The organism is Aeromonas sp. s8, assembly GCF_040907785.1.
Lineage (GTDB): Bacteria > Pseudomonadota > Gammaproteobacteria > Enterobacterales > Aeromonadaceae > Aeromonas > Aeromonas veronii.
Genome location: NZ_JBFOCL010000002.1, coordinates 1 through 22,521 on the forward strand (window position 1 = coordinate 1; position 22,521 = coordinate 22,521).

Sequence of the window (22,521 nt, forward strand, 5' to 3'; positions counted from 1 at the left end):
GGGTGACAATTCGGACGCGGGGTGGAGCAGCTCGGTAGCTCGTCGGGCTCATAACCCGAAGGTCGTCGGTTCAAATCCGGCCCCCGCAACCAACTTTCTGTACGTTCCCTTCCTGCATTGCCAATCATTGAACAATCCTTCTTGATGCTCGTCACCATCTGGTGACTGCTGCTATTTCTGACGCTTTTTCAAGACCAAAACTGGTCGTATCAACCATTTGTTGGGTATCATCAGGTATCTCTTCATGGATGAGGCACGCGCCTGTGATCACTCCCTTCACCTATCTTCCTCCTGCTATTGAAAGCCGGGATGCTACGCTGGCCGAAGCCCTTGCCCAAGGGCTGCCGTTGCAACTGCTGCTGATCGCCGAAGAGCAGAAGGAGTCCTTGCTTTCGCTGCCCGCCCTTGCGGGTCTCCAGACCCAGCTTGCGCTGGGGAAAAAAGCGCCCTTTACCCTGATGCATGGCAATACCCTGTTGCAGGTGATGTTTGTGGCCAGCAGTGTGACGCGGGATCACCGCCTCTATAAACAGATCAGAGGCTGGATTGCTCCTCTTTCTGGGCTTAATGTGGAGCGCCTCGGGCTGCATCTGGAAGGTTTTTCTCCCTCCGAGCGAGTGATTCTGGCCGAAGTGATGTTGTCGGCCCTGCTTGCCGCCAATATTTCGTTGCCCACCAGCAAGCGCCGCAGCGAAATCAGCTGGAGCTACCAGCAGATCAAGGTTTCACCCGCGGTGGTGCTGGACTTGGCGCGCCTTTACAGCGAAGCGGGGGGTAACGGGTTGGCTCGCCATCTGGCGGTGTTGCCTGCCTCCGAGCTGACGGCCGCCAGCTATCGCGAGTTTGTCAGCAAGCTGGCGCAAGATGAGGGGTGGCAGTGCCATCACTATGATCAGGCGCAGCTGGCCGAGTTGGGGGCGGGGGCGTTTCTGGCCGTTGCTCGTGGCTCGGAAGACAATCAGGGGGCCATGGTCAAGCTCAGCTACTATCCACCCAAGCCGGTGCGCCGCATTGCGTTGGTGGGCAAGGGGATCTGCCACGACTCTGGCGGTTACAACCTCAAGGTCTCCGGCAGCATGTATGGCATGCATCTGGACATGGGGGGGAGTGCAGTGGCGCTGGGGGCCCTCTACGCTATCAGCCGAGCTCAGCTACCCTACGAGGTACACTGCTGGCTGGCCATTGCCGAGAACCATATCGGCCCTCATGCCTATCGCCCCGGCGAGGTGGTGACTGCCATCAATGGCACCTCCATCGAGGTGGTCGATACCGATGCCGAAGGGCGAATGGTATTGGCCGATACACTGGCGATGGCGGTGCAGGATACCCCGGATCTGCTGCTCGATTACGCGACCCTGACCGGGGCCTGCAAACGGGCGCTGGGTAGTCGCTACAGCGGCGTCTTTACCAATCGCAGCGAATGGATGACATCGCTGGTCAATCTGGGTCAGCGCAGCGGCGAGCGGATCTGGCCCTTCCCGCTTGATGACGATTATGACGACAACATCGAGAGCGAGTGGGCCGATCTGTTGCAGTGTGCGCCGGGCAGTTCGCCGGATCACATCGATGCGGCCCGTTTCCTCGCCCACTTCGTGCCCGAGCAGACCCCCTGGCTGCACTTCGACCTGAGCGGTTTTCGCAACAAGGGGGGCAATGGGGTGGTCTCCAGCGAAGTGACCGGCTTTGGCGTGCGCCTCACGCTGGATCTGCTGGCCAGCCCGCTTGGCAGAGTTGGTCGCCAAGCCTCTGAACAATCTGAATGATAACAAGGAGTTCTGTGAAACAACCAAGCTATGACTGGGTGCTGTTCGATTTGGATGAAACCCTGCTCGATTTTCCGGTCGCCTCTGCGCTGACGCACACCCTGCAGATCTATGGCGTACAGGCTGATGACGCCAGCATGGCGCAGTACCACGCCCTCAACCACGGGCTCTGGCAGCAGTACAACGACGGCGAGATCGATGCAACGGCGTTGCAGCAGACCCGCTTCTCCCTCTTTGCCCAGCAGGTTGCCGCCGATCCCATGGCGATGAACAACACCTTTCTGGAGCAAATCATTGCCCTTAGCATGCCTCTCGAAGGGGTGGTCGAGACCCTGCAGCAGCTACGCAGCAAGGTGCGGATGGGGATCATCACCAATGGTTTCAGCGTGCCTCAGCGGGGGCGGCTCGGCAAACTGGGCTGGAGTGAGTGGTTCGAGCCGCTGGTGATCTCCGACGAGATCCGGGTGACCAAGCCGGCGCCAGCCATATTCCAGCACACCCTCTCCCTGATGGGGCAGCCGGATCCGGCCCGGGTGCTGATGGTGGGGGATAATCCGAAAACCGATATTGCCGGGGCGGCGGCGCAGGGGCTGGCAACCTGCTGGTACAACCCGGCGCGGCAAGCGGGCGAATGCGATGCCACCCACGAAATCCACCACTTCGCCCACCTTGCCGACATTGTGCTGGGACGCTGACAGGCAGAAGTAATCCATCACGTTATCGGTGACCAAAACGTCCTGGCAAGTTGCAACCAGGGCTGTTTGAGACAGGATTGGGTTTGCTTGAGACTGCAAGGGGAGCAGATGCTCCCCTTACTTATGAGTGTTTTCCTGTGAATGCAGGGATCTGAACTGGTAGCGATCGAGGATCTGTTGATAGTCGGGGCTCTGTTTCAATTTATCGATAGCCTGATTGATCCGCTGCAGTTGCGCCTCAGTGGTGCTCTCTTTGCTCAGCATCAGGTGAACCGGTGTCTGTTCGATATGCAGCAGAATATACAGCTTGTCCTGCACGCCATCCTTACCCTGCCACTCCTGCAGTCCGTGGGGATCCAGAATAAACCCCTGGATCCGTCCCCCTTGCAACATCTTCAGCAGCTGATCCAGCCGCAGGCGCATCTGCAAACGGGGCTGCAGCTCGGGCCTTGCCATCAACTGGCGGAAGGTATTGCCGTAATCAAAGCCCTTGAGCACCCCGATATGAAAGTCAGGGGTGTTGATCAACTGCTCCAGGGTGGTGATCCCGCGCCAGCGCTCGGCATCTTGCCGACGGATGACGATGGCCGTTTCCTCTTCCCGATAGGGGTGGCTGAAGCGGGCATATTGCTGGCGCTCGGCGGTGATATTGGCTGACATGGCCAGTTGAACCGTGCCGAATTTCAGCTCGTGCAACACGCGAGCCCAGGGCATTTCACTGAATCTGGCCTGATAACCGGCACGCAGGAAGATGGCGTTGAGCAGCTCCACATCCAGTCCGCGGAGCTGTTGTTGTTCATTGCGATAACTGAAGGGCTGCCAGTCGACCCAGCCCACGACCAATGACTCTTGTGCCGTAGCCTGGCAACACAAACACCATAACAACAAGAGTCTGTACACAACGCATACCCTCGAACAGGCTGATACGGTTGAGTATTGGACAGGAACGACGGAGTAACCAGTGCTGAGGGTTGAGCGGATGCACAGATGTGCATCCCTCACAGTTCGTGGGCGTGGAATCCCTTGCGATAACGGGTTTCACAGCGCGGGCAGCGTTGCAGGGTCGGATCCTGTTCCAGCTGTTCGATGGAAAGCGGCTCTTCACAATCGGAGCAGAGGCCATAGAGGCCGAGATCCATCTGGCAGAGTGCCGCGTCGATCCGCTTGAGGCGGGCCACGCTCTGCTCTACCTTCGGCAGATCTAGCCGGCTGGTCAGTTCCACCAGTTGATCCTGCTCGCAGTGACCGACCTGCTCGGCCCATTCATCACGGCGGCAGGCTTTGAGCTGACCGATCAACGTTTCTCGTACTTGGGCCCAGTCTGACAGCAGGCGATTACGCCAGACAGTCAACTGTGCTTGCGTCATTTCACACACATTATCCCCCACAGGACAGACGACAGATTCGGGGCAGTATAGGGATCCGATAACTCTATCAAGATGATATGCGTCAAGTTAAACGTGGTTAGCCGTGGCTTTTGGCTGCTTGCAGCAGGGCATCGCGGATGGGAGCCGTCTCTTTGAGCACCCGGATCTCCTGAAACAGCAGGTCCGCTTCGGGATATTCCCGTTTGAGATAGCTGAACCACTGTTTGATGCGGCTGGGGTAGTAGTCGGCTTTTTCGCTGGCCAGATCCTGCTCGGTATAGCTCACCATCAACTGCAGCACCTCGGCCCAGCTCATGTGCGGGCAGCCGGTTTTCATCACGTTGGCCAGATTGGGCAGGGAGATGGCGCCGCGCCCGACCATCAGGGCATCGCAACCCGAGACCCTGGCGCAGGCGAGGGCATCTTTATGATCCCAAATCTCGCCGTTGGCGGTGACGGGGATCGGCAGGGCGCGGCGAATGGCATCCACATACTCCCAGTGTGCGGGTGCCTTGTAGCCTTCGCGCTTGGTGCGGGCATGAACGGCCAGCTCGTTGGCGCCCCCCTGGAAGACCGCCTGGGCGTTCTCCAGATAGAGATCCTTGTCATCGTAACCGAGGCGAATTTTGGCGCTCACCGGCAGATGGGCGGGCACCGCCTCGCGCACCGCCTTGACGATGCGGTAGATGGTCTCGGGCTCTTTGAGCAGCACCGCACCGCCCTTGCTCTTGTTGACCGTAGGGGCGGGACAGCCGAAGTTGAGATCGACGCCGGGGGAGCCCAGCTCGATGGCGCGCACGGCGTTCTCGGCCAGCCACTCGGGGTGTTGCCCCAGCAGTTGTACCCGCACCGGGGTGCCTGCGCGGGTTTTGCCATCTTGCAGCAGTTCAGGGCAGAGGCGGTAGAACACCTTGGCGGGCAGCAGCTGATCGACGACCCGGATAAACTCGCTCACGCAGAGATCGTAATCATTGACGGAGGTGAGTACCTCCCGCATCAGGTGATCCAGTACCCCCTGCATGGGGGCCAAAATAACGCGCATAACGGCTTTCCGACGAGAGTGGGGAGAAAAAAGAGCGCAGATTGTAGTGGGGTTGCGGCCCGCTGTCAGCACCCGCTCAAACTCTGTTAGGCTAGAGGGAGATAAATCACGCAAGGAGAAGGAATGAAGCGTTGGTGTCTGATGGCGCTCGGGTGGCTGGCATTTGCCACCGGTATCGTGGGCATTGTGCTGCCGCTATTGCCGACTACCCCCTTCATGTTGCTGGCTGCCGCCCTGTTTGCCCGCTCGTCGCCCCGTTTTCATCGCTGGCTGTTGACCCATCCCTGGTTTGGCCCGCCCATCGTGGATTGGCAACAGTATCGCGGCATTCGTCGTCAGGCCAGACGGCGCGCCATTATCTTCATTTTGCTCACCTTTTCGGTGTCGCTGGCGGTGGTGCCACTGCTGTGGGTCAAGGGGTTGCTGGTTATCATAATGGTGATCCTGCTCACCTGGTTAATGCGTCTGCCGGTGCTGGAGCCAGTTGCAATGGTGAAGTGAAGTCCCTAAGCTATTGCAGCAATAATGCTATGGAGTCGGCCTGTCATTTTTGCGTGACAGGCTTTTTTATTTCCCGCAGAAGGGAATTGAGAAAAAATGGCCACCCTTGGGTCAAAAAAATAAGCGGTCAACACATGAATCCGGAAACCCTGAAATTTATCGAAGCAAGCATCAAGACCATTCCCGACTATCCGAAGCCGGGCATTCTGTTTCGTGACATCACCAGCCTGATCGAGAACGCCGAGGCCTTCAAGGCCACCATCGATCTGCTGGCCAATCATTATCGTGATCAAGGGATCACCAAGATTGTTGGCACCGAAGCTCGCGGCTTCATCTTTGGCGCGCCGGTTGCCTATGCCATGGGGCTGGGCTTCGTGCCGGTCCGCAAGCCGGGCAAGCTGCCGCGCGAAGTGATCGAGGAGTCCTATGCCCTCGAGTACGGCACCGACACCCTGCAACTGCACACCGATGCCATCGTACCCGGTGACAAGGTGCTGGTCGTGGACGATCTGCTGGCGACCGGTGGTACCGTCGATGCGACCGTCAAGCTGATCCGCCGTGCTGGTGGTGAAGTTGCCGATGCGGCCTTCATCATCTCCCTGCCGTCTCTGGGTGGCGATGCCCGCCTGACTGCCGCTGGCATCAAGGTGGTCTCACTGGTCGAGCTGGCCGGCGAGTAATGCCTCTTCGGCCCGATCCTCTGCATCGGGCCTGCGTTGAACCGGTGCCCTTGCGGGCATCGGTTTGAAAATCAAGCGATCCCTCCCGCTCTCACCGATAGCCGATACAGCCAGCCCGCCATTTGTGTTAGCATCCGGCCTCAATGCCCTGTCTTCCCTGCATGATGGATTTATGAGCTATCAGGTTCTGGCGCGTAAATGGCGCCCCCATACGTTTGAACAAGTGGTAGGCCAGCAACATGTGCTGACCGCCTTGACCAACGCCCTGGATCAGGGACGGCTGCATCACGCCTATCTGCTGAGCGGTACCCGCGGGGTCGGCAAGACCACCATCGCCCGTATTCTGGCCAAGAGCCTCAACTGCGAACAGGGGATCAGCAGCCACCCGTGTGGTGTCTGTGATACCTGCCGCGAGATCGATCAGGGCAACTTTGTCGACCTGCTGGAGATTGACGCGGCGTCCCGCACCAAGGTGGAAGATACCCGCGAGCTGCTCGACAACGTGCAGTACCGTCCGGCCCGCGGCCGCTTCAAGGTCTACCTCATCGATGAAGTGCACATGTTGTCGCGCCACAGCTTCAACGCGCTGCTGAAAACCCTGGAAGAGCCGCCCCCCTATGTGAAGTTTCTGCTGGCCACCACGGATCCGCAGAAGTTGCCCATTACCATTCTCTCGCGCTGCCTGCAGTTTCATCTGAAGAGTCTGGATCAGACCCAGATCGCCAAGCAGCTCGAATGGGTGCTGGATCAGGAGGGGCAGCCCTTTGAACCGCGTGCGCTGCTGGCCCTGGCCAAAGCCGCGGACGGCAGTATGCGCGATGCCCTGAGCCTGACCGATCAGGCGCTGGCCCACGGCAATGGTAGCGTGCGCCTCGAGAGCGTGTTGGCGATGCTGGGCACGCTCGATCACCGCCATCTGCACCAGCTGCTGGAAGCCATTTTGCGGCAAGATGCCCCCGCGACCATGGCCAAGATCACCGAGATCGCCACCCTGGGCCCCGATTTTGATCAGCTCCACGCCGAGCTGGAAGGCTTGCTCCATCGCATCGCCATGGCGCAGCTGCTGCCTGCCAGCGTGCAGGAGCAGGGGGCGGATGCCGATTCCCTGCTGCAACTGGCCAAGGCGATGAGCCCGGAAGAGGTGCAGCTCTGCTACCAGATCGTGCTGGGTGGTCGTAAAGATCTGCCCTGGGCTCCCGATGGCCGCACCGCGCTGGAGATGACCTGCCTGCGGATGCTCGCCTTCTCCCCAAGGCGTGATGCCCTGCATCCGGCCAGCCTCACTGCGTTGCCCCCGTCAATGACGAGCAGTGCGGCGAGCAGTGCCACTTCGGTAGCCTCCTTGCCGGGAAAGCCCCCGGCCGCTGAATCGGCCGCAGTGGCTCCGATCAGCGGCGCCGTGCCTGCACCGCTAGCCAGCCCTGTTGCCAGCACGCCTGTTGCTACCAGTACAGTGCCCGCGGTTGATGTCTCCCTGCCTGCGATGGTGAATGACATCGGCAACCCCGCCGACAGCGAGGAGGAGGCGCAAGCCGCCGAGCTGTTCAGCCAGCAGGATGAGCTGCTGCGCGAAGCCGCAGGCATGGGGTATCAACCCGAGCCCGCGTTACCCCATGTGCAGCCCGATGTGTCTGCGCACTCGGTTGCACAGCCCGCAGATGCTGATGAACAAGCTTCTGCCGCAGCCTACGCGGACCATTCCCGTGGCGAGTCGCTGACTGCCAGCATCGAGCCCGCGCTCGAACCGACAACCACGCCGGTTAGCGCACCTGAAGCTGTTTCAGCGGTGTCGAGCATGCAGAGCCTGCTTGGCAAGCGAAACATGCTGCGCAGCCGCCAGCGTGGTCAGGATGCCCCGGCGGCGCCCGCGCCGCGCGCGGTGCCGGTTGCGCCAGCTCGTCCTGTCGCGCCCGCTGCTGCTCCGGCCGTAACCCAACAGCCAGCTCCGGTCGGCCAACCGGCCGGGCAGGGGGGGGCGGCGATTGGGCACTTTGATGATCTGCCGCCGGTGGATCTCTATGGCGACGGTTACGAGCCGCAGGGTGACAACGGGGAATACGAGGAGTACCTCAATCAGGGCTTTGCCGAGCAGACTCAGGTGATGAGCCATGCCCCCGTCACGGCACCGGCCCAGCCATCCGATCTGCCCCCCTGGGATCTTGACGGGCAGCCGAGCTATCGACCCGGTGAGCGCAGTGCTATGGCGCCTGCGGTGACGCCTGCCCCTGCGACCCAGCCACCCGTTGCCACCACGGCGGTGGCTACTACCCCTGTGGCGCAGAGCGAGCCTGTCCAGCCAGTGATGGAGACGATCGACTGGGACGAGCTCGAGAGCGATGAGGCGCCGCAAGAGGGGGAGGCGACCCGCCTTATCCCTTCCTCACTGCTCAATAGTTGTGGTGACTCCTGGGCCGAGCTGATTGCTCACACCCAAGTAGGCGGTCGGCTGCGCCAGCTCGCCATCAACTCGGTGATGACGCGGGAGGGGGACAAGGTGTTGCTGACCCTCAAGCCCGAGCAGCGCCATCTGGTGAGCGACAAGGCGCGCGCCGATCTGGCCGAGATCATCGGGCCTGCGCTGGGGCAACCGGTACAGGTCGAGGTGACTCTTGGCGTGGTGCCTGACAAGGAGACCCCCCTCGAGATCGAGCATCGCCTTTATCTGGGGGTGCGTGAGCAGGTGACCCGAGATCTGGAGCAGGATCCCAACGTACAGTTTTTAGTTCAGCGGTTTGGTGCCGTGCTCCATCACGAGAGCATCGAGCCCCTCAACCGCTAAATTCCGTGGCCGGGAGCTGGCTCCCGGTTGAAAAGCAGTTTGGCTGTCCCCATCTAGGACAGACAAGCCCACAGCCCGGCGCTGGATGCCGGATTTCAAGACGAGAGACGACATATGTTTGGTAAAGGTGGAATGGGTAACCTGATGAAACAGGCCCAGCAGATGCAAGAGCGTATGCAGAAGATGCAAGAGCAGCTTGCCCAGATGGAAGTGACCGGTGAAGCCGGTGCCGGCATGGTCAAGGTCACCATGACGGGCAGCCACAGCGTACGTCGCATCGAGATCGATCCCTCCCTGATGGAAGATGACAAGGAGCTGCTGGAAGATCTGGTTGCCGCCGCTTGCAACGATGCCGTGCGTCGTGTGGAAGAGCAGAACAAGGCCAAGATGGGCGAGCTGACCGGTGGCATGCAACTGCCGCCAGGCTTCAAGATGCCCTTCTAAGGCGACTCTCCCCGCGCATTCTTGCTCCCTTGTCGCTGGCCATTCGGGTCACGGCAAGGGGGACGGCCGAGAGATCCAAAGACGCAGCGTTATTGCTCAGGCGATACGCTGCGTTTTTTTATGGGCGCCATGCTGGCGTGGACGGGCTCCAACTATCCCTTCTGGGGAGAGGTTGCCACAGCGCAGGCCGATTGCGCCATGAAACGCAGCCGCTTTGCCAAGGCGGCGCTATTTGTCGATACCCGCTATCGGATATCCCGGTTTGGCGTGGCCGGGCGGGATCGGCATAATGGCGGCTTGCCGTATCGAGGAGATTGTATGAAATATATCGGAGCCCACGTCAGTGCGGCCGGCGGGGTGGAGAATACCATCGCCCGCGCCCAGGCCATCGGGGCCAACGCGTTTGCCCTCTTTACCAAGAATCAACGTCAGTGGCAGGCTGCCCCCTTGTCGGATGCCACCATCCGTGCCTTCAAGGCGGCTTGTGACAAGGCCGGTTTTCTGCCGGAGCAGATCCTGCCCCACGACAGCTACCTCATCAATCTGGGCCACCCGGATCCCGATGGTCTGGCCAAATCCCGCGATGCGTTTCTCGACGAGATGAAGCGCTGCGAGCAGCTGGGGCTTTGCTATCTGAACTTCCACCCTGGTAGCCATCTCAAGCAAATTCCCGAATTGGCCAGCCTCAAGTTGGTGAGCGAGTCCATCAACTGGGCGCTGGAGCGCAGTGAAGGGGTGACGGCGGTGATCGAGAATACCGCCGGGCAGGGGACCAACCTTGGCTGGTCGTTCGAGCACCTTGCCACCATCATCGAAGGGGTGGAGGACAAGAGCCGTGTCGGGATCTGTTTCGATACCTGCCACGCCTTTGCCGCCGGCTACGATCTGCGCACCGCAGAGAGTTGCGCTGCCGTCTTTGCCGAGTTCGACCGTACGGTGGGTTTTCACTATCTCAAGGGGATGCATATCAACGGCGCCAAGTGTACCTTCGGCAGCCGGGTCGATCGCCATCACAGCTTGCGGGAGGGCAATCTGGGGGAGGCAGTATTCCACCACATCATGAATGATGATCGCTTCGATCGCATTCCGCTGATCCTCGAGACCATAGACGAGTCCATCTGGGGCGAGGAGATCAGCTGGTTGCGCAGTCTGGCGAAGTGATACTCAGAAGCGAATCACAGAGAGGGAGCCGTGGCTCCCTCTCTGCTTTTTCCATCATTGGCGGGCGGGCCTGTCAGCGGCGCTCCGAGCGCGCGTTACTCTGCGCGGCTCACCTCGGCATCCTTCACCTGAGCCCGGCAGAAGTGGATAAAGTGGCGCAGGGAGGTGGAGTGGTACTTCTGCTTGTGCCAGATAAGGGAGAGCTGGCGCGGGAAGCGGCGGGAGAGGGGCAGGGCGATCAGCCGCCCATCTGCCAGGCGATCCGAGGCTGCCAGCCGGGAAATAAAGGAGATACCAAGCCCCTTCTCCACCGCCAGCATCACCGCCTCCAGGGTGTTGAGTTCAAGCCCTGGTTGCCAGCGGGGCAGCTCGGGCTGGATCTGCTGGATAAATTGCTCGCGGCTGCCCGATTGTGCTTCACGCAATACCCAGGTCTCGCCCCCCAGACGGGAGAGGGAGAGCTCCTTCTTGTTGGCAAGCGGGTGACCGGGTGGGGCCACCACCAGCATCTCGTCCTGCAGCCAGGGTTCGGCGAGCAGGTCGGGGTGGTGGTTCTCCCCCTCGATCAGTGCCATATCCAGCTCGAAGTTGGCCAGCGCATGGCAGAGCAGGTGAGTGTTGTTGATGGTCACCTTGGGGGGGAGCCCCAGCTCCTGTTTGCTGCTGGCGAGCAGGGTAGGGAGCAGGTAGTTGCCGATGGTCTGGCTGGCACCAAGGCGCAGCTGGCCGCTCGGCTCGGCATCGGGGCTGAACAGGTTCTCGATATCCTGCATCCGGGTCAGCAGCTCTTCGGCGGCCGGTTGCAGCAGGCGCCCCTCGTTGTTGAGCTGCAATCTGGGGTGAATGCGGTCAAACAGCGGGGTAGAGAGCTGGCGCTCCAGCTCCTGCAGCGACTGGGAGACAGCCCCCTTGCTCAGGCAGAGCTCGTTGGCGGCAAGGCCAAGGTTTCCATAGCGGGCAATGGTGGCGAACACTTTCAGCTGCTGCAGGGTCAGTTTCATCGTGTTTGGTTTTCCTGAATGATTGATTTAATTCATTTAGATATCGTAAACGATAAGGGACCATTATCCTATCGCCATAGTCATCAATAGAAAGGTGTCATCATGATCGCAAGAACCCGTAAATCACTGGCTGCCGCCCCAACCCCCATGGCGGGTCTGGCGCTGGGCATCGCCAGCCTTGGTTGGTGTTGGGAAAATGCCGGTCACTTCGATGGCCGGATGCAACTGCTGGGTGCTGCCATTGCGGCCGTGCTGCTGGTGATCCTGACCTTCAAGTTTCTGCTTCACCCCCGCCTGCTGCTGCAGGATCTCGCTCACCCCGTAGTCGGCAGTGTGGTACCGACCTATGCCATGGGTACCATGGTGGTCTCCAAAGCGCTGGGTATGATTGCGCCGCAAGCGGGCGAGGCCCTCTGGCTGTTTGCTGTGGCGGTTCACCTGCTGTTCCTGGCCACCTTTATCTGGCATCGCGCCAAAGAGTTTGAAATCCACCACATGGTGCCGAGCTGGTTCGTGCCGCCGGTGGGGATCATCGTGGCTGACGTCGCCTTCCCGGGGGGGCAGTTTGCCCCGCTGGCCAACGGTCTGCTCTGGTTCGGGATCATCTGCTATGGCCTGATGCTGCCGCTGATGCTCTATCGCCTGATCTTCAGCCATGAAGTGCCGGATGCCGCCAAACCGACCATCGCCATTCTGGCGGCTCCTGCCAGCCTCTCTCTGGCCGGTTACCTGACCGTCAGTCAGGATCCGTCACTGCTGCTGGTGGCCGTGCTGTTGGGGATTGCCATCCTGATGACCGGTATCATCTATCTGGCCTTCATCAAACTGCTGCGTCTGCCCTTCTCGCCGGGTTATGCCGCCTTCACATTCCCGCTGGTGATCGGTGCCACCGCCCTGTTCAAAGTGGCCCATCTGGTTGAAGGGTTTGCGCAAGCGGCCCACTATGTGGAGCAGATTAGACTGCTGGCCCACTTCGAGCTGGGGGTGGCTACCGTCATTGTCGGGTATGTGGCACTGCGTTACCTGATGTTTTTTCTGCCGCAGCGTAATACCGAAATGAATAACGGCATGGCCCGCCAGGGTGCTCACCGTTAAATCTTGAAGAAGATGTGACATCGGGAAATGGATAAGCAGTGCGCTCCGAGAGCGACGGGATAAACGACCAGTCATACGATGGATGGACAAAGAGCCTCCACCCTGGTTGTGTAACGAGCAAAATGCCCCGCGGTGCGGGGCATTTTTTTATGGTTTTTTGATGTGGCGCTCGTGGCGGGCTATTTGCCATGGATTTAACTGGTATTACCTGTCAGGACGACTACAATGCAGCACCACTTTTTCGCTCGACCCCGATACATGTCGTCCCAAGATCCCGTATTTGACTCCTCCTTTGAAGCCCGTTTTCTGCATCCCCGCTACTGGTTCAGCTGGCTGGCGCTCGGCGTGCTGATGTTGCTCGCCTTTGTGCCGGTGCGATTGCGCGACCGTTTGGCCGAAGCCTTGGCACCGCTGGTGTTTCGTATCTCGAAAAAACAGATCTATATCGCCAGAACCAATCTGGAGATCTGCTTCCCGGATAAGAGCCCGGAAGAGCGGGATGCCATTGCACTGACCTCGATCCGGGTCGGCCTCAAGAGTCTGTTGGGATTTGGCGAGTTCACCATGCGCAGTCAACGTTATCTGATGAGCCGGATGCAGGTGATCGGTTGGGAGCATATCGAGGCGGAGCGGGCGGCCGGCCGTCCGGTGATCCTGGTGGTGCCCCATACCTGGCCGGTGGATGCCGCCGGTTACTGCTTTACCCAGCGCGGGGTGCCGATGTGCACCATGATGAAACGGGCGCGCAATCCGGTGTTTGATTGGCACCTCAACCGTGCACGAGCCAAGAACGGTTGCCGCGTCTATGAGCGCAGCGCCGGGATCAAGGCGGTGATCAGGACCATCAAGAGCGGTCGCAGCTTCTTCTATCTGCCGGATCAGGATCATGGCCGCGAGAAGAGCATCTTCGCCCCCTTCTTTGACTATCCCAAAGCGACCCTGCCTGCCTTGCCCCGTCTGGTGCAGGTCAGCGGCGCCAAGGCGGTGCCTCTGCTCGCCTGCTATGACGAAGCGAACCACTGCTACCGGCTGGAGATTGAGGCACCGTTCGACAACTATCCCACCGAGGATGTGATGGCCGATACCTGTCGTATGAATGACATGGTGCAACAGCAGCTGATGCGCCATCCGGGCCAGTACATGTGGTTCCTCAAGATCTTCGATACCCGTCAGGATCAGGAGGGGCTGGATGGCCTATACGAGGCGGGGATCCAGCGGATCCGCAAGGGATTGTCGCCCCATGGCTGACCCCGAATTTAGATTGATTGAAATGGCCCCAGGTGGGCCATTTTTTATGATAACTAGTCTGATCAGTGCCTTGCAGGTCGATGGCCAGCCTCCCTAGGGTAGAAAAAAATGTCAGGATAACTACAATAACCGTTTGTTTTTGATGACTTGATGGCCGCCATGTCTGCGTTAGATCCGGTATTTGATACCTCATTTCATAGCCGCCTGCTGCATCCCAAATGGTGGGGCAGCTGGTTTGCGCTGGGCCTGCTCTCCCTGCTGGCATTTACCCCCGCGAGACTGAGGGATCGCTTTGCCGATCTGATCTCTCCAACCCTGCTGCGTTTTTCGAAAAAGCAGGCCTATATCGCAGATACCAACCTCAAGATCTGCTTTCCCGAGCTGGATGCCGCCGCACGGCAGGCGCTGCTGCTCAAATCGATCCGGGTCGGGCTCAAGACCTTTATGGGCTTTGGCGAGCTCAGCTGGCGCAGCAAGGCGCGGCTGACCCGCCGCATCAAGGTCACCGGCTGGGAGCATGTGCAAGCGGAGCAGGCTGCGGGCCGCCCGGTGATCCTGGTGGTGCCTCATACCTGGGCGGTCGACATGATTGGCCGCTACTTCTCCATGATGGGCTTTGAGATGTGCACCATGATGAAGAGCCCGAAAGATCAGGTGTTCGACTGGTACATCAACCGCGAGCGGGCCAAAGGGGGCAAGGTCTATGAGCGCAGCGCCGGGATCAAACCGGCGATCAAGTCGATCCGCGCCGGTGCCAGTTTTTTTTACCTGCCAGATCAGGACCACGGCCGCGAGGCGAGCGTGTTTGTTCCCTTTTTTGGTCGCCCCAAGGCAACCCTGCCCGCGCTGCCCAAGCTGGTGAAGCTGACTGGTGCCAGAGCCGTGCCCATCTTCGCCAGCTATGACGAGGATGAGGGACGCTATCTGCTGGAGATTGAGCCGCCGTTTGACCCTTATCCCACCGCCGATCTGCTGGCAGACGTCAATGCCATGAACCGGGTGGTGGAGATGCAGGTGGCGCGCCATCCCGAGCAGTACATGTGGTTTCTCAAGATCTTCGAAACCCTGGAGCATCAGGAGGGGGATGACGGCCTCTATGAAGCGGGGATCCAGCGTATTCGTCAGGGCTTGCCGCCCGAACCTTGAAAATTGGCCCGCTTGCGGGCCATTTTTGTTGACACAGGCGCCTTTCGTGTTTGGTCTGCTGCTGGTGGTTTTTAAGGCGAACGGGTGGACAAAAACAGCGCAAACAGGGGATAACAGGGTGTCTTATGAAAGGGAGAGGCAGGTGAGCGTGCGCGGAGCTATCTTCGAGAGCGGAAATAGGGTAAAAGGGCGGCCATGAAAATTCCAAATCGAATCCAACCTCTGGTTGATGACGGCCTGGTCGATGAGGTCGTCAGCCGGTTGATGAGCGGCAAAGAGGCCGACGTCTATGTGGTGCGCTGCGGCGACGAGATCCGCTGCGCCAAAGTCTATAAAGAGGCGTCCAAGCGCAGCTTCAAGCAGGCCGTGGTCTATCAGGAAGGGCGCAAGGTGCGTAACAGCCGCAGCGCTCGCGCCATGGAGAAGGGCTCCAAGTACGGCCGCAAACAGCATGAAGAGGTGTGGCAGAACACCGAGGTCGATGCCCTGTTCAAGCTGGCGGCGGCCGGTGTGCGGGTGCCACAGCCTTATGTCTGCCTCGATGGCGTCCTCTTGATGGAACTTATCACCGATGAGGATGGCAATGTCGCGCCGCGCCTCAACGATGTGGCGCTTACCCCCGAGCAGGCGATCATCGACCATGCCAAGGTGATCCGTTACGTAGTGCGCATGCTTTGCGCCGGTCTTATCCACGGTGATCTCTCGGAGTTCAACGTGCTGGTAGATGAACAGGGCCCCGTCATCATCGACCTGCCCCAGGTGGTGGATGCCGCCGCCAACAACCAGGCCAAGGCGATGCTGGAGCGGGACGTCAACAACATGCGCAACTACTACGGCATGTATGCCCCCGAGCTGCTCAAGACCCGTTATGCCCAGGAGATGTGGGCGCTGTTTGAAGATGGCAAACTCACCCCCGATAGCGAGCTGACCGGTCACTTTGAAGAGAGCCGCGCCGCCATCGATCTCGATTCGGTGCTGCAGGAGATAGAGAGCGCCGAGGAGGAGGCCTATGCCCGTCAGGCCCGGATGAAGGCGGAGCAGGAAGACAGCTACTAACGGTCTTGCCACGTTCGCAAAAAGAGCGCCCTTCGGGGCGCTCTTTTTATTACTGCTGCGGCTATGGTCGGCTGGGGCAGGGGGCTAGCTGATACATCTCCAGCCAGTTGCGATTCCCCGGATGGAAGCGCCTCCCCAGCAACACGCCCCCGGCGGCCGTAATGACCTTGCGGGAGGCCAGATTATCTTCGCCGCAGCTGATCAGCACCGGCGCTGCCAGCACCTGTTGTTGCACCCAGCGCAGCAGCACGGTCGCGGCCCCTTCGCCACGGCGAGAGGGGCGGGTTTCGTAACCGATATGACCCAGCCACTGGCGGGTTGCCTCATTGTCACCGTGACGAAGACGCAGGGTGGCGATGATCTCCTCGCCATCGAGGGCAAAATAGGTGGTGGTCGGCAGGTATCCACTGGGCAAGTTGCGCCCTTTGGCGTGATCCAGCAGGCTCTGTAGCCAGCCGTCCGGGTCAAATTGCGCCACCTGATAGAGCGGCTGTCCGTCTTTGGCGCATTCAGTGACATAGCGCCGGTAAGCCGGAGCATCTGCCAGCCTGGCCGGTCGGCATTGCAGAGCGAGCACTGCGCTCATGACAGGAGCGCGCAGGGCGGCAGCGGCTGGGGCTCGTTGTGGTGGAGCTCCTGTACGCAGGCCCGTTGCCTTCCAGCCTGTTTGGCGGCGTAAAGAGCCTGATCCGCTCGCAGGTAGGCCGCTTCAAATCCTTCGTCAGGGTGTAGCGAGGTGAGGCCGATGCTGAGGCTGATGGGGCCACCGGCCAGCGCCCGGGTCGCCTCGGCGATCTGCTGTTGCAGGCTGTAACAGTAGTCGGGCAGGGTCTGCGGGTCCGCCATCAGCAGCAGGGCCAGCTCATCGCCGCCAAGCCGACCGGCCATGCCCTCAGAAGGCAGGGTATTGGTGATCACCCGACCCACGGCCCGCAGCATGGCATCACCGGCGGGGTGGCCGTGGCGGTCGTTGATCTGCTTGAAGTTGTCCAGATCGATCAGCAGCAGCTGGCTAGGGCTAGCCATCTCGCGGGCACGCAGGGCAACCTGGCGTTCGAAATAGTGGCGGCTGAACAGGCCGGTCAGCTCATCCTGATTGGCGCGCCGCTCCAGCTTGCGCTGGGTGGCCAGCAAGGCTTGCTGCTGGCGGGTGTGGACCAGGCTCAGCAGCAGATAACTGCGGGCGATGGTAAAGAGCAGGCTGAGCAGGATCACAGGCCCGAGCAGCGGGTCGGTGAAGGAGTTGGCCGCCAGCTCCGGCTGCCAGAGGTGTTTGGCGATCCGCAGCAGTTGCAACAGCAGTTGCAGGCCGAGCAGCAGAATGGCAAAGCGCAGCACCCGATAGACGGGGGCCAGCCGCTGGTAGCGCCAGAGCTGCCAGATAAGCAGCGCAATCTGCAGCGAGAGCACGCCGGAGAGCACGATGATCCGGCTATGCACATCAAAGAGGGGTTGCTGCAGGGCGGTCAGGGCAAACAGAACGAAACCGCCGAGGGTAACGGCGGGCAGCAGCCAGCCCAGTTGATCGGCTTCACGGCGAAAGAAGTGGCGCATCCCCCGTTCATAGAGCAGGGGGGTCGACATCAACAGCAGGTTGGTGCAGAGAATATTGGCAAGGGATGCATTTCCCTCAAGGGGGCGCAGCAGCAGGCAGCAAAAAGCCCCCGCGATAACCAGTTCCCCCGCTGACCAGTAGATCAATGCCCTGATCTGGCGATGGGTGTGCCACATGGCGGCGAAAATGGTGGCGACCCCCACATGTGACAGCGTGACGAACAGCACCAGACTCAACAACTGGGCCGAGGAAAACAGACTTGGCATCAAGGGGCTCTCTGGGAAGTCACCTGTGAACGAACAGGCGATGGGGTATCGCCCGCTGGCAGTGGCCGATCACAACATGAATCCAACCTATTATCAATGGGTTAAATGGCCGAATGTGCTCACCTCCGACTTCTTGCACGATGGCAATTGCTGACTCGATTTATCAGCGCACAAGGAGCCATTTTATTGCCTTGTCAGTCAATTTCGCTGCGTAAAAGGTGGTTGTGTTGGAGGCAGGGTGAACCCAACCGCCAGACGTTGTGCTAATTGCAGGTTGCAGCAGGCAAGCGCATGACGGTGGCCTCACGACCGAGGTTGGCCAGCAGACGGCGCACGTCGTCGAGGCGGATGATCAGAGTCGCGGTGTTGACCAGCGGATGGCACTGCACCTGTTCGGCCTGCCAGATGGCCTCGTCTACCACCAGCTCTACCGCTTTTTCCCTGTCGCGCACCATGGCGAGCAGGGTTACCGAGCCCGGGGTAAGGCCGAGCACCGCATTGAGTCGCTCAGGGGAGCCAAAGCTCAGCCGCTTGACGCCGAGCATGGCAGCCAGCGCCTTGAGGTCGACCCGGTGCTCCTCCGGACTCACCACCAGAAACAGCCGCTCGCTTTTCGGATCGCGCAAAAAGAGGTTCTTGGTCTTGGCGGCGGGCAGGTCGGGCAGCAACTTGCTCGCCTCCTCACAGGTAAACACGGGGGGATGGTCAAAGCGCTGGTAGGGGATAGCCAGCTGATCCAGCAGGGAATAGATTGCCACAAAGACTCCTTTTGTCGGCGAAGAGTGGTCAGAACGGGATGGGCGGGAATAACGACCGGATCGAGCTTACCAGTTTGACTCCCGCTTCGCAGCCAGCGTGATGATTGCGAGCAGGCACTGTATGAACGTACAATAGTCCCATTCTCGGACAGCCCCTTTACGCTTCATGACTGCAACCCAGCCCACCGTACCCGCCACTCCGCCCCTCGACGGTTTTATCCTGACCCGCCACGGTCGGGACGTGCGCGGCCGCAACGGGCAGCCTGCAACTACCGAAATCGTGATGTGGCTCTGGAGCGCGCAGGGGCCGGTACGGGTGGTGGTGCCGGGGCAGGAGCCGGTGTTCTTTTTGCCGCAGAGCCATATGGCAGAAGCGGCCGAGCTGTTCAAGGGGGCCGGGGTGAGCGGGCGGTTTCGCCGCCTGCCAATGCACACCTTCGACGGTCGCCCCGTGGTGGGCTGCTATTTCGCTACCCTGAGTGCCTTTCACCGTGCCATCGAGCTGCTGCTTATTCGCGGGCTGGAGCACTTCGAGGCGGATATCCGGCTGCCGGAGCGCTTCCTGATGGAGCGTTTCATCACCGCTGGTGTGCGCTTCGATGGCCGGGCGGTAAAAAAGGGCGGCAAGCAGGGCTACTGGGAGGTGAACGAGGCGCGCTGCGCGCCGCAGGCGGTGACGCCAACCCTCTCCTGGGTGTCGCTCGACGTGGAGTGCGCCATGGACGGGGCCCTCTTCTCGGTCGGTCTTTACAGCGAACAGGATGCGCGGGTCATCATGATCGGCACCCCGGAAGCGGATGCCGAGAGCTGGGGCACTCAGGTCCAGTGGGTGGCGGACGAGAGCTCCCTGCTGAGTGCGCTGGAGAGCTGGTTCAGCCTGCATGACCCCGATCTGGTCATCGGCTGGAACGTGGTCAACTTTGACTTTCGCCTGCTGCTGCGCCGCGCCGAGCTTAACAAGCGGCGACTGCGGCTCGGGCGGGGGCGCGAGCTCTGCTTCTGGCGCTCGTCACGGGGCGATCCCCAAACCGGCAACGTCATTATCCCCGGGCGCATGGTGCTCGACGGCATCGATACCCTCAAAAGCGCCACCTGGCAGTTTGCCAGCTACAGCCTGGATGCGGTGGCGAGCGAACTGCTCGGCCGTGGCAAGGATATCGAGGACGTGGCCAATCGGGGGGAGAAGATCACCGAGCTGTTCCACTCCGACAAGGAGGCGCTGGCCCGCTACAACCTGGAAGATTGCAAGCTGGTGTGGGAGATCTTCGATTACTGCCACCTTATCCCGTTTGCCATCGAACGCGCCTCCCTCACCGGTCTTGAGCTGGACAGGGTAGGGGGCTCGGTGGCGGCCTTTACCAACCTCTATCTGCCGCGGCTCCATCGTGGCGGCTACGTGGCCCCCAATTTGCCGGCCGACGGGGGGCTGGCGAGCCCCGGCGGCTATGTGATGGACTCCAAACCCGGTCTCTATCGCCATGTGCTGGTGCTCGATTTCAAGAGCCTCTATCCCAGCATCATCCGCACCTTCTGCATCGATCCCATGGGACTTATCGAGGGGTTGCAACACCCCGACCACGCTATTCCGGGCTTTCGCGGCGCCATGTTCTCCCGCGAGCGGCACTTCTTGCCGGAGCTCATCGCTACCTTGTGGGCGGCGCGGGATCGGGCCAAGGCCGCCAGCAACAAGGCGCTCTCCCAGGCCATCAAGATCATCATGAACTCCTTCTACGGCGTGCTGGGGTCGGGGGGCTGCCGTTTCTATGATCCGCGACTTGCCTCGTCCATTACCTTGCGTGGTCACAGCATCATGCAGCAGACCCGCGAGTGGATTGAGGCGAAGGGGTTCGAGGTGATCTATGGTGACACCGACTCCACCTTTGTCCATCTGGGGCGCGAGACCAGCCCGGATGAGGCGGACGAGATTGGCCAGCGACTGGCTCAAATGATCAACGATAACTGGGCTGCACTGATCAGGCGCGAGTTCGACCTGCCGAGTTATCTCGAGATCCAGTACGAGACCCACTATCGCCGTTTTCTGATGCCCACCATCCGCGGGCTGGAGAAGGGCAGCAAGAAGCGCTATGCCGGGCTGGTTGGCAAGGCCAGCGAGGGGAGCGAACAGCTGGTGTTCAAGGGGCTCGAATCGGTGCGTACCGACTGGACCATGCTGGCCAAGCAGTTTCAGACCCGCCTCTATGAGCTGGTGTTTCACGACCAAGATCCCAGCGGCTATGTGCGCACCATGGTGGATGAGACCCGCGCCGGTCGACACGATGATCTGCTGATTTACCGCAAACGGCTGCGCCAGAAGCTCGAGGAGTATCAGAAGAATGTGCCACCCCATGTGCGGGCGGCGCGGCTGGCCGATGAGGAGAACCTGCGCCGTGGTCTGCCCCAGCGCTATCAGCATCGGGGCGCCATCGCCTATCTGATGACCCTCAATGGCCCAGAGCCGCTGGAGTACCGGCGCAGCGCCATCGATTACGAACACTATATCGACAAGCAGTTGCGGCCGATTGCCGATGCCATCCTGCCGTTTATTGGCGAGTCGTTCGACCGGATCTGTGGTCAGCAGCTGGATCTTTTCTGATTGGTGCAAGTTGGCACTTTACTTCCCATGGATACTGGATAAAAATACAGTTATAAATCATGGAGAAGTTTCCTATGCGTCTTGAAATCATCATCGACAGAAAACATCAGATCCCGACCTCGACCATGGAGGCGCTGCGTCAGGAGCTGCTCAAGCAGCTTGGCGAAAAATTCCCCGACATCCATGTGCGGGTCGCGCCGGGTAGTGCCATGGCTCTGACCGTCAGCCGTGCCAGCAAGGAAGACAAAGAGCTGGCCGAAGCCATGGTGCAGGAGGTGTGGGAGAACGCCGAGAGCTGGATGCCGGAAGAGAACGTCGCCTCCTGATCCCGCACGGTCTGTGGATAATTCTGGCGTTGGATAAATGGGCTGCGGATAAACGGGCATGCCTGCTAACGCACAGCTGATCCCCGGATAACAAAAAACGCAGCCAAGTGGCTGCGTTTTTTGTTGGTGGTGAGTCGCAGTGGCTTGTCTGGCTCTGGGTTGAGCCAGGCCGTTACAGCCCCGCCCAGCTTTTCAGGCTCTGCTGCTGCACCCGGCGATTGGCTTCGCGGATCTCCCCTTTGGCGCGCAGGTCGGCCAGCGCAATGGGCAGTGCGGCGCGGATCTCGTCACTGCTCATTCCGGCTTTGAGGGCCGGGTGATAGGCCATCTTGAGCAGCACATAGTCCAGCCCGGTCAAAAAGCTGTCGATGCTGTTGTCATTGAAGATGGAGGGAAACACCTTGTCCGAGTCGTTGGGCAGCCCCATCACCTGGGTGAACTCCTCCACCACGCAGTCGAGAAAACGCCCCTTGGCTCTGCTGTAGTCTACCGGAATGATGATGGTGGCACGGCTGATCTCGTGTTTCGCATTGGTTGCGAAGTTGGCAAGGCAGAGCCCTTCCTTGAGTGCCATCTTGACTGATGGATCGCCCCCCATGGTGCGGTTGGCCCAGCTCTTCATCTTGCTGTAGTCGGTCATGATCAGGGTGAGGTTGGGCTTTGCGGCCACCATGCTGATGGGGTGGCCGGTGATGCGGGCCAGATGGGCTGCCTGTACCTTCACCACGTCGGCCTGCAGCGGCTTGTCACCCGACTCGTTGATAAGTTGCAGCCGGATCGGCTGCTGCCAGCGGGCAAAACGGGTCTGCCTGGCTTCGCCATACTCCCGCTCCATGGCGATGGCCATAAAGCTTTCGACCAGATAGCTGTCGCTCTGCCAGCGTTCATCGGCCCGGGCGCTGTGGCCCGCGAGCAGAAGCAGTAGCGCCAGCAGCCCGCGTGACGCGCGGCGGGGATGGGCAGCGCAGCCCAAGCTGGCCATTACCAAAGTGGCAATAAAGCGGGTGGCACCAAAGGGGATGGCGGCAAATGACATGTTTCCTCC

21 protein-coding genes and 1 tRNA gene are annotated in these 22,521 nt (G+C 60.4%); 14 read left to right on the forward strand and 8 right to left on the reverse strand.

Features of this window, described 5'->3' with window-relative positions:
* The first annotated feature begins 15 nt into the window (after window positions 1-15).
* The 3 genes from AB5Y86_RS00340 (at window position 16) to yjjG (ending at window position 2,458) form a co-directional block, all read left to right on the forward strand.
* Window positions 16-92, forward strand: a tRNA-Met gene (locus AB5Y86_RS00340).
* Window positions 93-263: 171 nt separating this feature from the next.
* Entirely contained in the window at window positions 264-1,763 is a 1,500-nt protein-coding gene (locus AB5Y86_RS00345) for a leucyl aminopeptidase family protein (RefSeq protein WP_368191724.1), read from the forward strand.
* A gap of 14 nt (window positions 1,764-1,777) precedes the next feature.
* Entirely contained in the window at window positions 1,778-2,458 is a 681-nt protein-coding gene (yjjG, locus tag AB5Y86_RS00350; RefSeq protein WP_005333455.1) for a pyrimidine 5'-nucleotidase, read from the forward strand.
* Between the two features lie 117 nt (window positions 2,459-2,575).
* On the opposite strand, the gene AB5Y86_RS00355 is transcribed toward yjjG, so the two are convergent.
* The 3 genes from AB5Y86_RS00355 to dusC all read right to left on the reverse strand — a co-directional run bounded on the left by AB5Y86_RS00355 (window position 2,576) and on the right by dusC (window position 4,867).
* Window positions 2,576-3,295, reverse strand: coding sequence for an ABC transporter substrate-binding protein (locus AB5Y86_RS00355; RefSeq protein ID WP_158112504.1), 720 nt, complete (start codon window positions 3,293-3,295; stop codon window positions 2,576-2,578).
* 161 nt (window positions 3,296-3,456) lie between these two features.
* Window positions 3,457-3,825 (reverse strand): hypothetical protein, encoded by a 369-nt coding sequence (locus AB5Y86_RS00360; RefSeq protein WP_005333451.1) that lies wholly within the window; start codon window positions 3,823-3,825, stop codon window positions 3,457-3,459.
* A gap of 97 nt (window positions 3,826-3,922) precedes the next feature.
* Window positions 3,923-4,867, reverse strand: coding sequence for a tRNA dihydrouridine(16) synthase DusC (gene dusC, locus AB5Y86_RS00365; protein WP_047436768.1), 945 nt, complete (start codon window positions 4,865-4,867; stop codon window positions 3,923-3,925).
* A gap of 123 nt (window positions 4,868-4,990) precedes the next feature.
* Between dusC and AB5Y86_RS00370 the strand changes: the two genes are divergently transcribed.
* From AB5Y86_RS00370 to nfo, 5 genes are all read left to right on the forward strand, one after another.
* Entirely contained in the window at window positions 4,991-5,368 is a 378-nt protein-coding gene (locus AB5Y86_RS00370) for a YbaN family protein (protein WP_064335934.1), read from the forward strand.
* A 134-nt stretch (window positions 5,369-5,502) separates the two neighbouring features.
* Entirely contained in the window at window positions 5,503-6,048 is a 546-nt protein-coding gene (apt, locus tag AB5Y86_RS00375) for an adenine phosphoribosyltransferase (protein ID WP_005352403.1), read from the forward strand.
* 172 nt (window positions 6,049-6,220) lie between these two features.
* On the forward strand, window positions 6,221-8,827 hold the full coding sequence (gene dnaX, locus AB5Y86_RS00380) for a DNA polymerase III subunit gamma/tau (RefSeq protein ID WP_368191703.1): 2,607 nt from the start codon (window positions 6,221-6,223) through the stop codon (window positions 8,825-8,827).
* Between the two features lie 114 nt (window positions 8,828-8,941).
* Entirely contained in the window at window positions 8,942-9,271 is a 330-nt protein-coding gene (locus AB5Y86_RS00385) for a YbaB/EbfC family nucleoid-associated protein (RefSeq protein ID WP_368191704.1), read from the forward strand.
* Window positions 9,272-9,589: 318 nt separating this feature from the next.
* Entirely contained in the window at window positions 9,590-10,432 is an 843-nt protein-coding gene (gene nfo / locus AB5Y86_RS00390) for a deoxyribonuclease IV (RefSeq protein ID WP_106843572.1), read from the forward strand.
* Window positions 10,433-10,527: 95 nt separating this feature from the next.
* On the opposite strand, the gene AB5Y86_RS00395 is transcribed toward nfo, so the two are convergent.
* A complete protein-coding gene (locus tag AB5Y86_RS00395) occupies window positions 10,528-11,433 on the reverse strand; it encodes a LysR substrate-binding domain-containing protein (protein ID WP_040068074.1) in 906 nt (301 codons plus the stop codon).
* A 102-nt stretch (window positions 11,434-11,535) separates the two neighbouring features.
* On the opposite strand from AB5Y86_RS00395, the gene AB5Y86_RS00400 reads away from it, so the two are divergent.
* The 4 genes from AB5Y86_RS00400 (at window position 11,536) to AB5Y86_RS00415 (ending at window position 15,978) form a co-directional block, all read left to right on the forward strand.
* Window positions 11,536-12,528 carry a TDT family transporter gene (locus tag AB5Y86_RS00400; RefSeq protein ID WP_368191706.1) on the forward strand — a complete coding sequence of 331 codons (993 nt, stop codon included), beginning with the start codon at window positions 11,536-11,538 and terminating at the stop codon, window positions 12,526-12,528.
* Between the two features lie 258 nt (window positions 12,529-12,786).
* Entirely contained in the window at window positions 12,787-13,776 is a 990-nt protein-coding gene (lpxM, locus tag AB5Y86_RS00405) for a lauroyl-Kdo(2)-lipid IV(A) myristoyltransferase (protein ID WP_236349568.1), read from the forward strand.
* Between the two features lie 150 nt (window positions 13,777-13,926).
* On the forward strand, window positions 13,927-14,922 hold the full coding sequence (locus AB5Y86_RS00410; protein ID WP_368191707.1) for a lauroyl-Kdo(2)-lipid IV(A) myristoyltransferase: 996 nt from the start codon (window positions 13,927-13,929) through the stop codon (window positions 14,920-14,922).
* A 195-nt stretch (window positions 14,923-15,117) separates the two neighbouring features.
* Window positions 15,118-15,978: a PA4780 family RIO1-like protein kinase gene (locus AB5Y86_RS00415; RefSeq protein ID WP_368191709.1), complete on the forward strand. Its 861-nt coding sequence runs from the start codon at window positions 15,118-15,120 to the stop codon at window positions 15,976-15,978.
* Window positions 15,979-16,039: 61 nt separating this feature from the next.
* Here AB5Y86_RS00415 and AB5Y86_RS00420 read toward each other — a convergent pair whose 3' ends face one another.
* From AB5Y86_RS00420 to AB5Y86_RS00430, 3 genes are all read right to left on the reverse strand, one after another.
* On the reverse strand, window positions 16,040-16,564 hold the full coding sequence (locus AB5Y86_RS00420) for a GNAT family N-acetyltransferase (RefSeq protein WP_368191711.1): 525 nt from the start codon (window positions 16,562-16,564) through the stop codon (window positions 16,040-16,042).
* A complete protein-coding gene (locus tag AB5Y86_RS00425) occupies window positions 16,561-17,799 on the reverse strand; it encodes a GGDEF domain-containing protein (protein WP_368191712.1) in 1,239 nt (412 codons plus the stop codon). The genes AB5Y86_RS00420 and AB5Y86_RS00425 overlap by 4 nt, the downstream gene beginning before the upstream one ends.
* A gap of 263 nt (window positions 17,800-18,062) precedes the next feature.
* On the reverse strand, window positions 18,063-18,557 hold the full coding sequence (locus AB5Y86_RS00430; RefSeq protein ID WP_236272401.1) for a prolyl-tRNA synthetase associated domain-containing protein: 495 nt from the start codon (window positions 18,555-18,557) through the stop codon (window positions 18,063-18,065).
* Window positions 18,558-18,723: 166 nt separating this feature from the next.
* Here AB5Y86_RS00430 and AB5Y86_RS00435 point away from each other — a divergent pair, with 166 nt between their 5' ends.
* Complete coding sequence (locus AB5Y86_RS00435; protein ID WP_368191714.1) at window positions 18,724-21,150, forward strand: DNA polymerase II; 2,427 nt, start codon at window positions 18,724-18,726, stop codon at window positions 21,148-21,150.
* A 74-nt stretch (window positions 21,151-21,224) separates the two neighbouring features.
* Window positions 21,225-21,476 carry a DinI family protein gene (locus AB5Y86_RS00440; protein WP_005333426.1) on the forward strand — a complete coding sequence of 84 codons (252 nt, stop codon included), beginning with the start codon at window positions 21,225-21,227 and terminating at the stop codon, window positions 21,474-21,476.
* A gap of 172 nt (window positions 21,477-21,648) precedes the next feature.
* Here AB5Y86_RS00440 and AB5Y86_RS00445 read toward each other — a convergent pair whose 3' ends face one another.
* Window positions 21,649-22,512, reverse strand: a complete 864-nt coding sequence (locus AB5Y86_RS00445; RefSeq protein WP_368191715.1) for a DUF2927 domain-containing protein — start codon at window positions 22,510-22,512, stop codon at window positions 21,649-21,651.
* Window positions 22,513-22,521 lie beyond the last annotated feature (9 nt).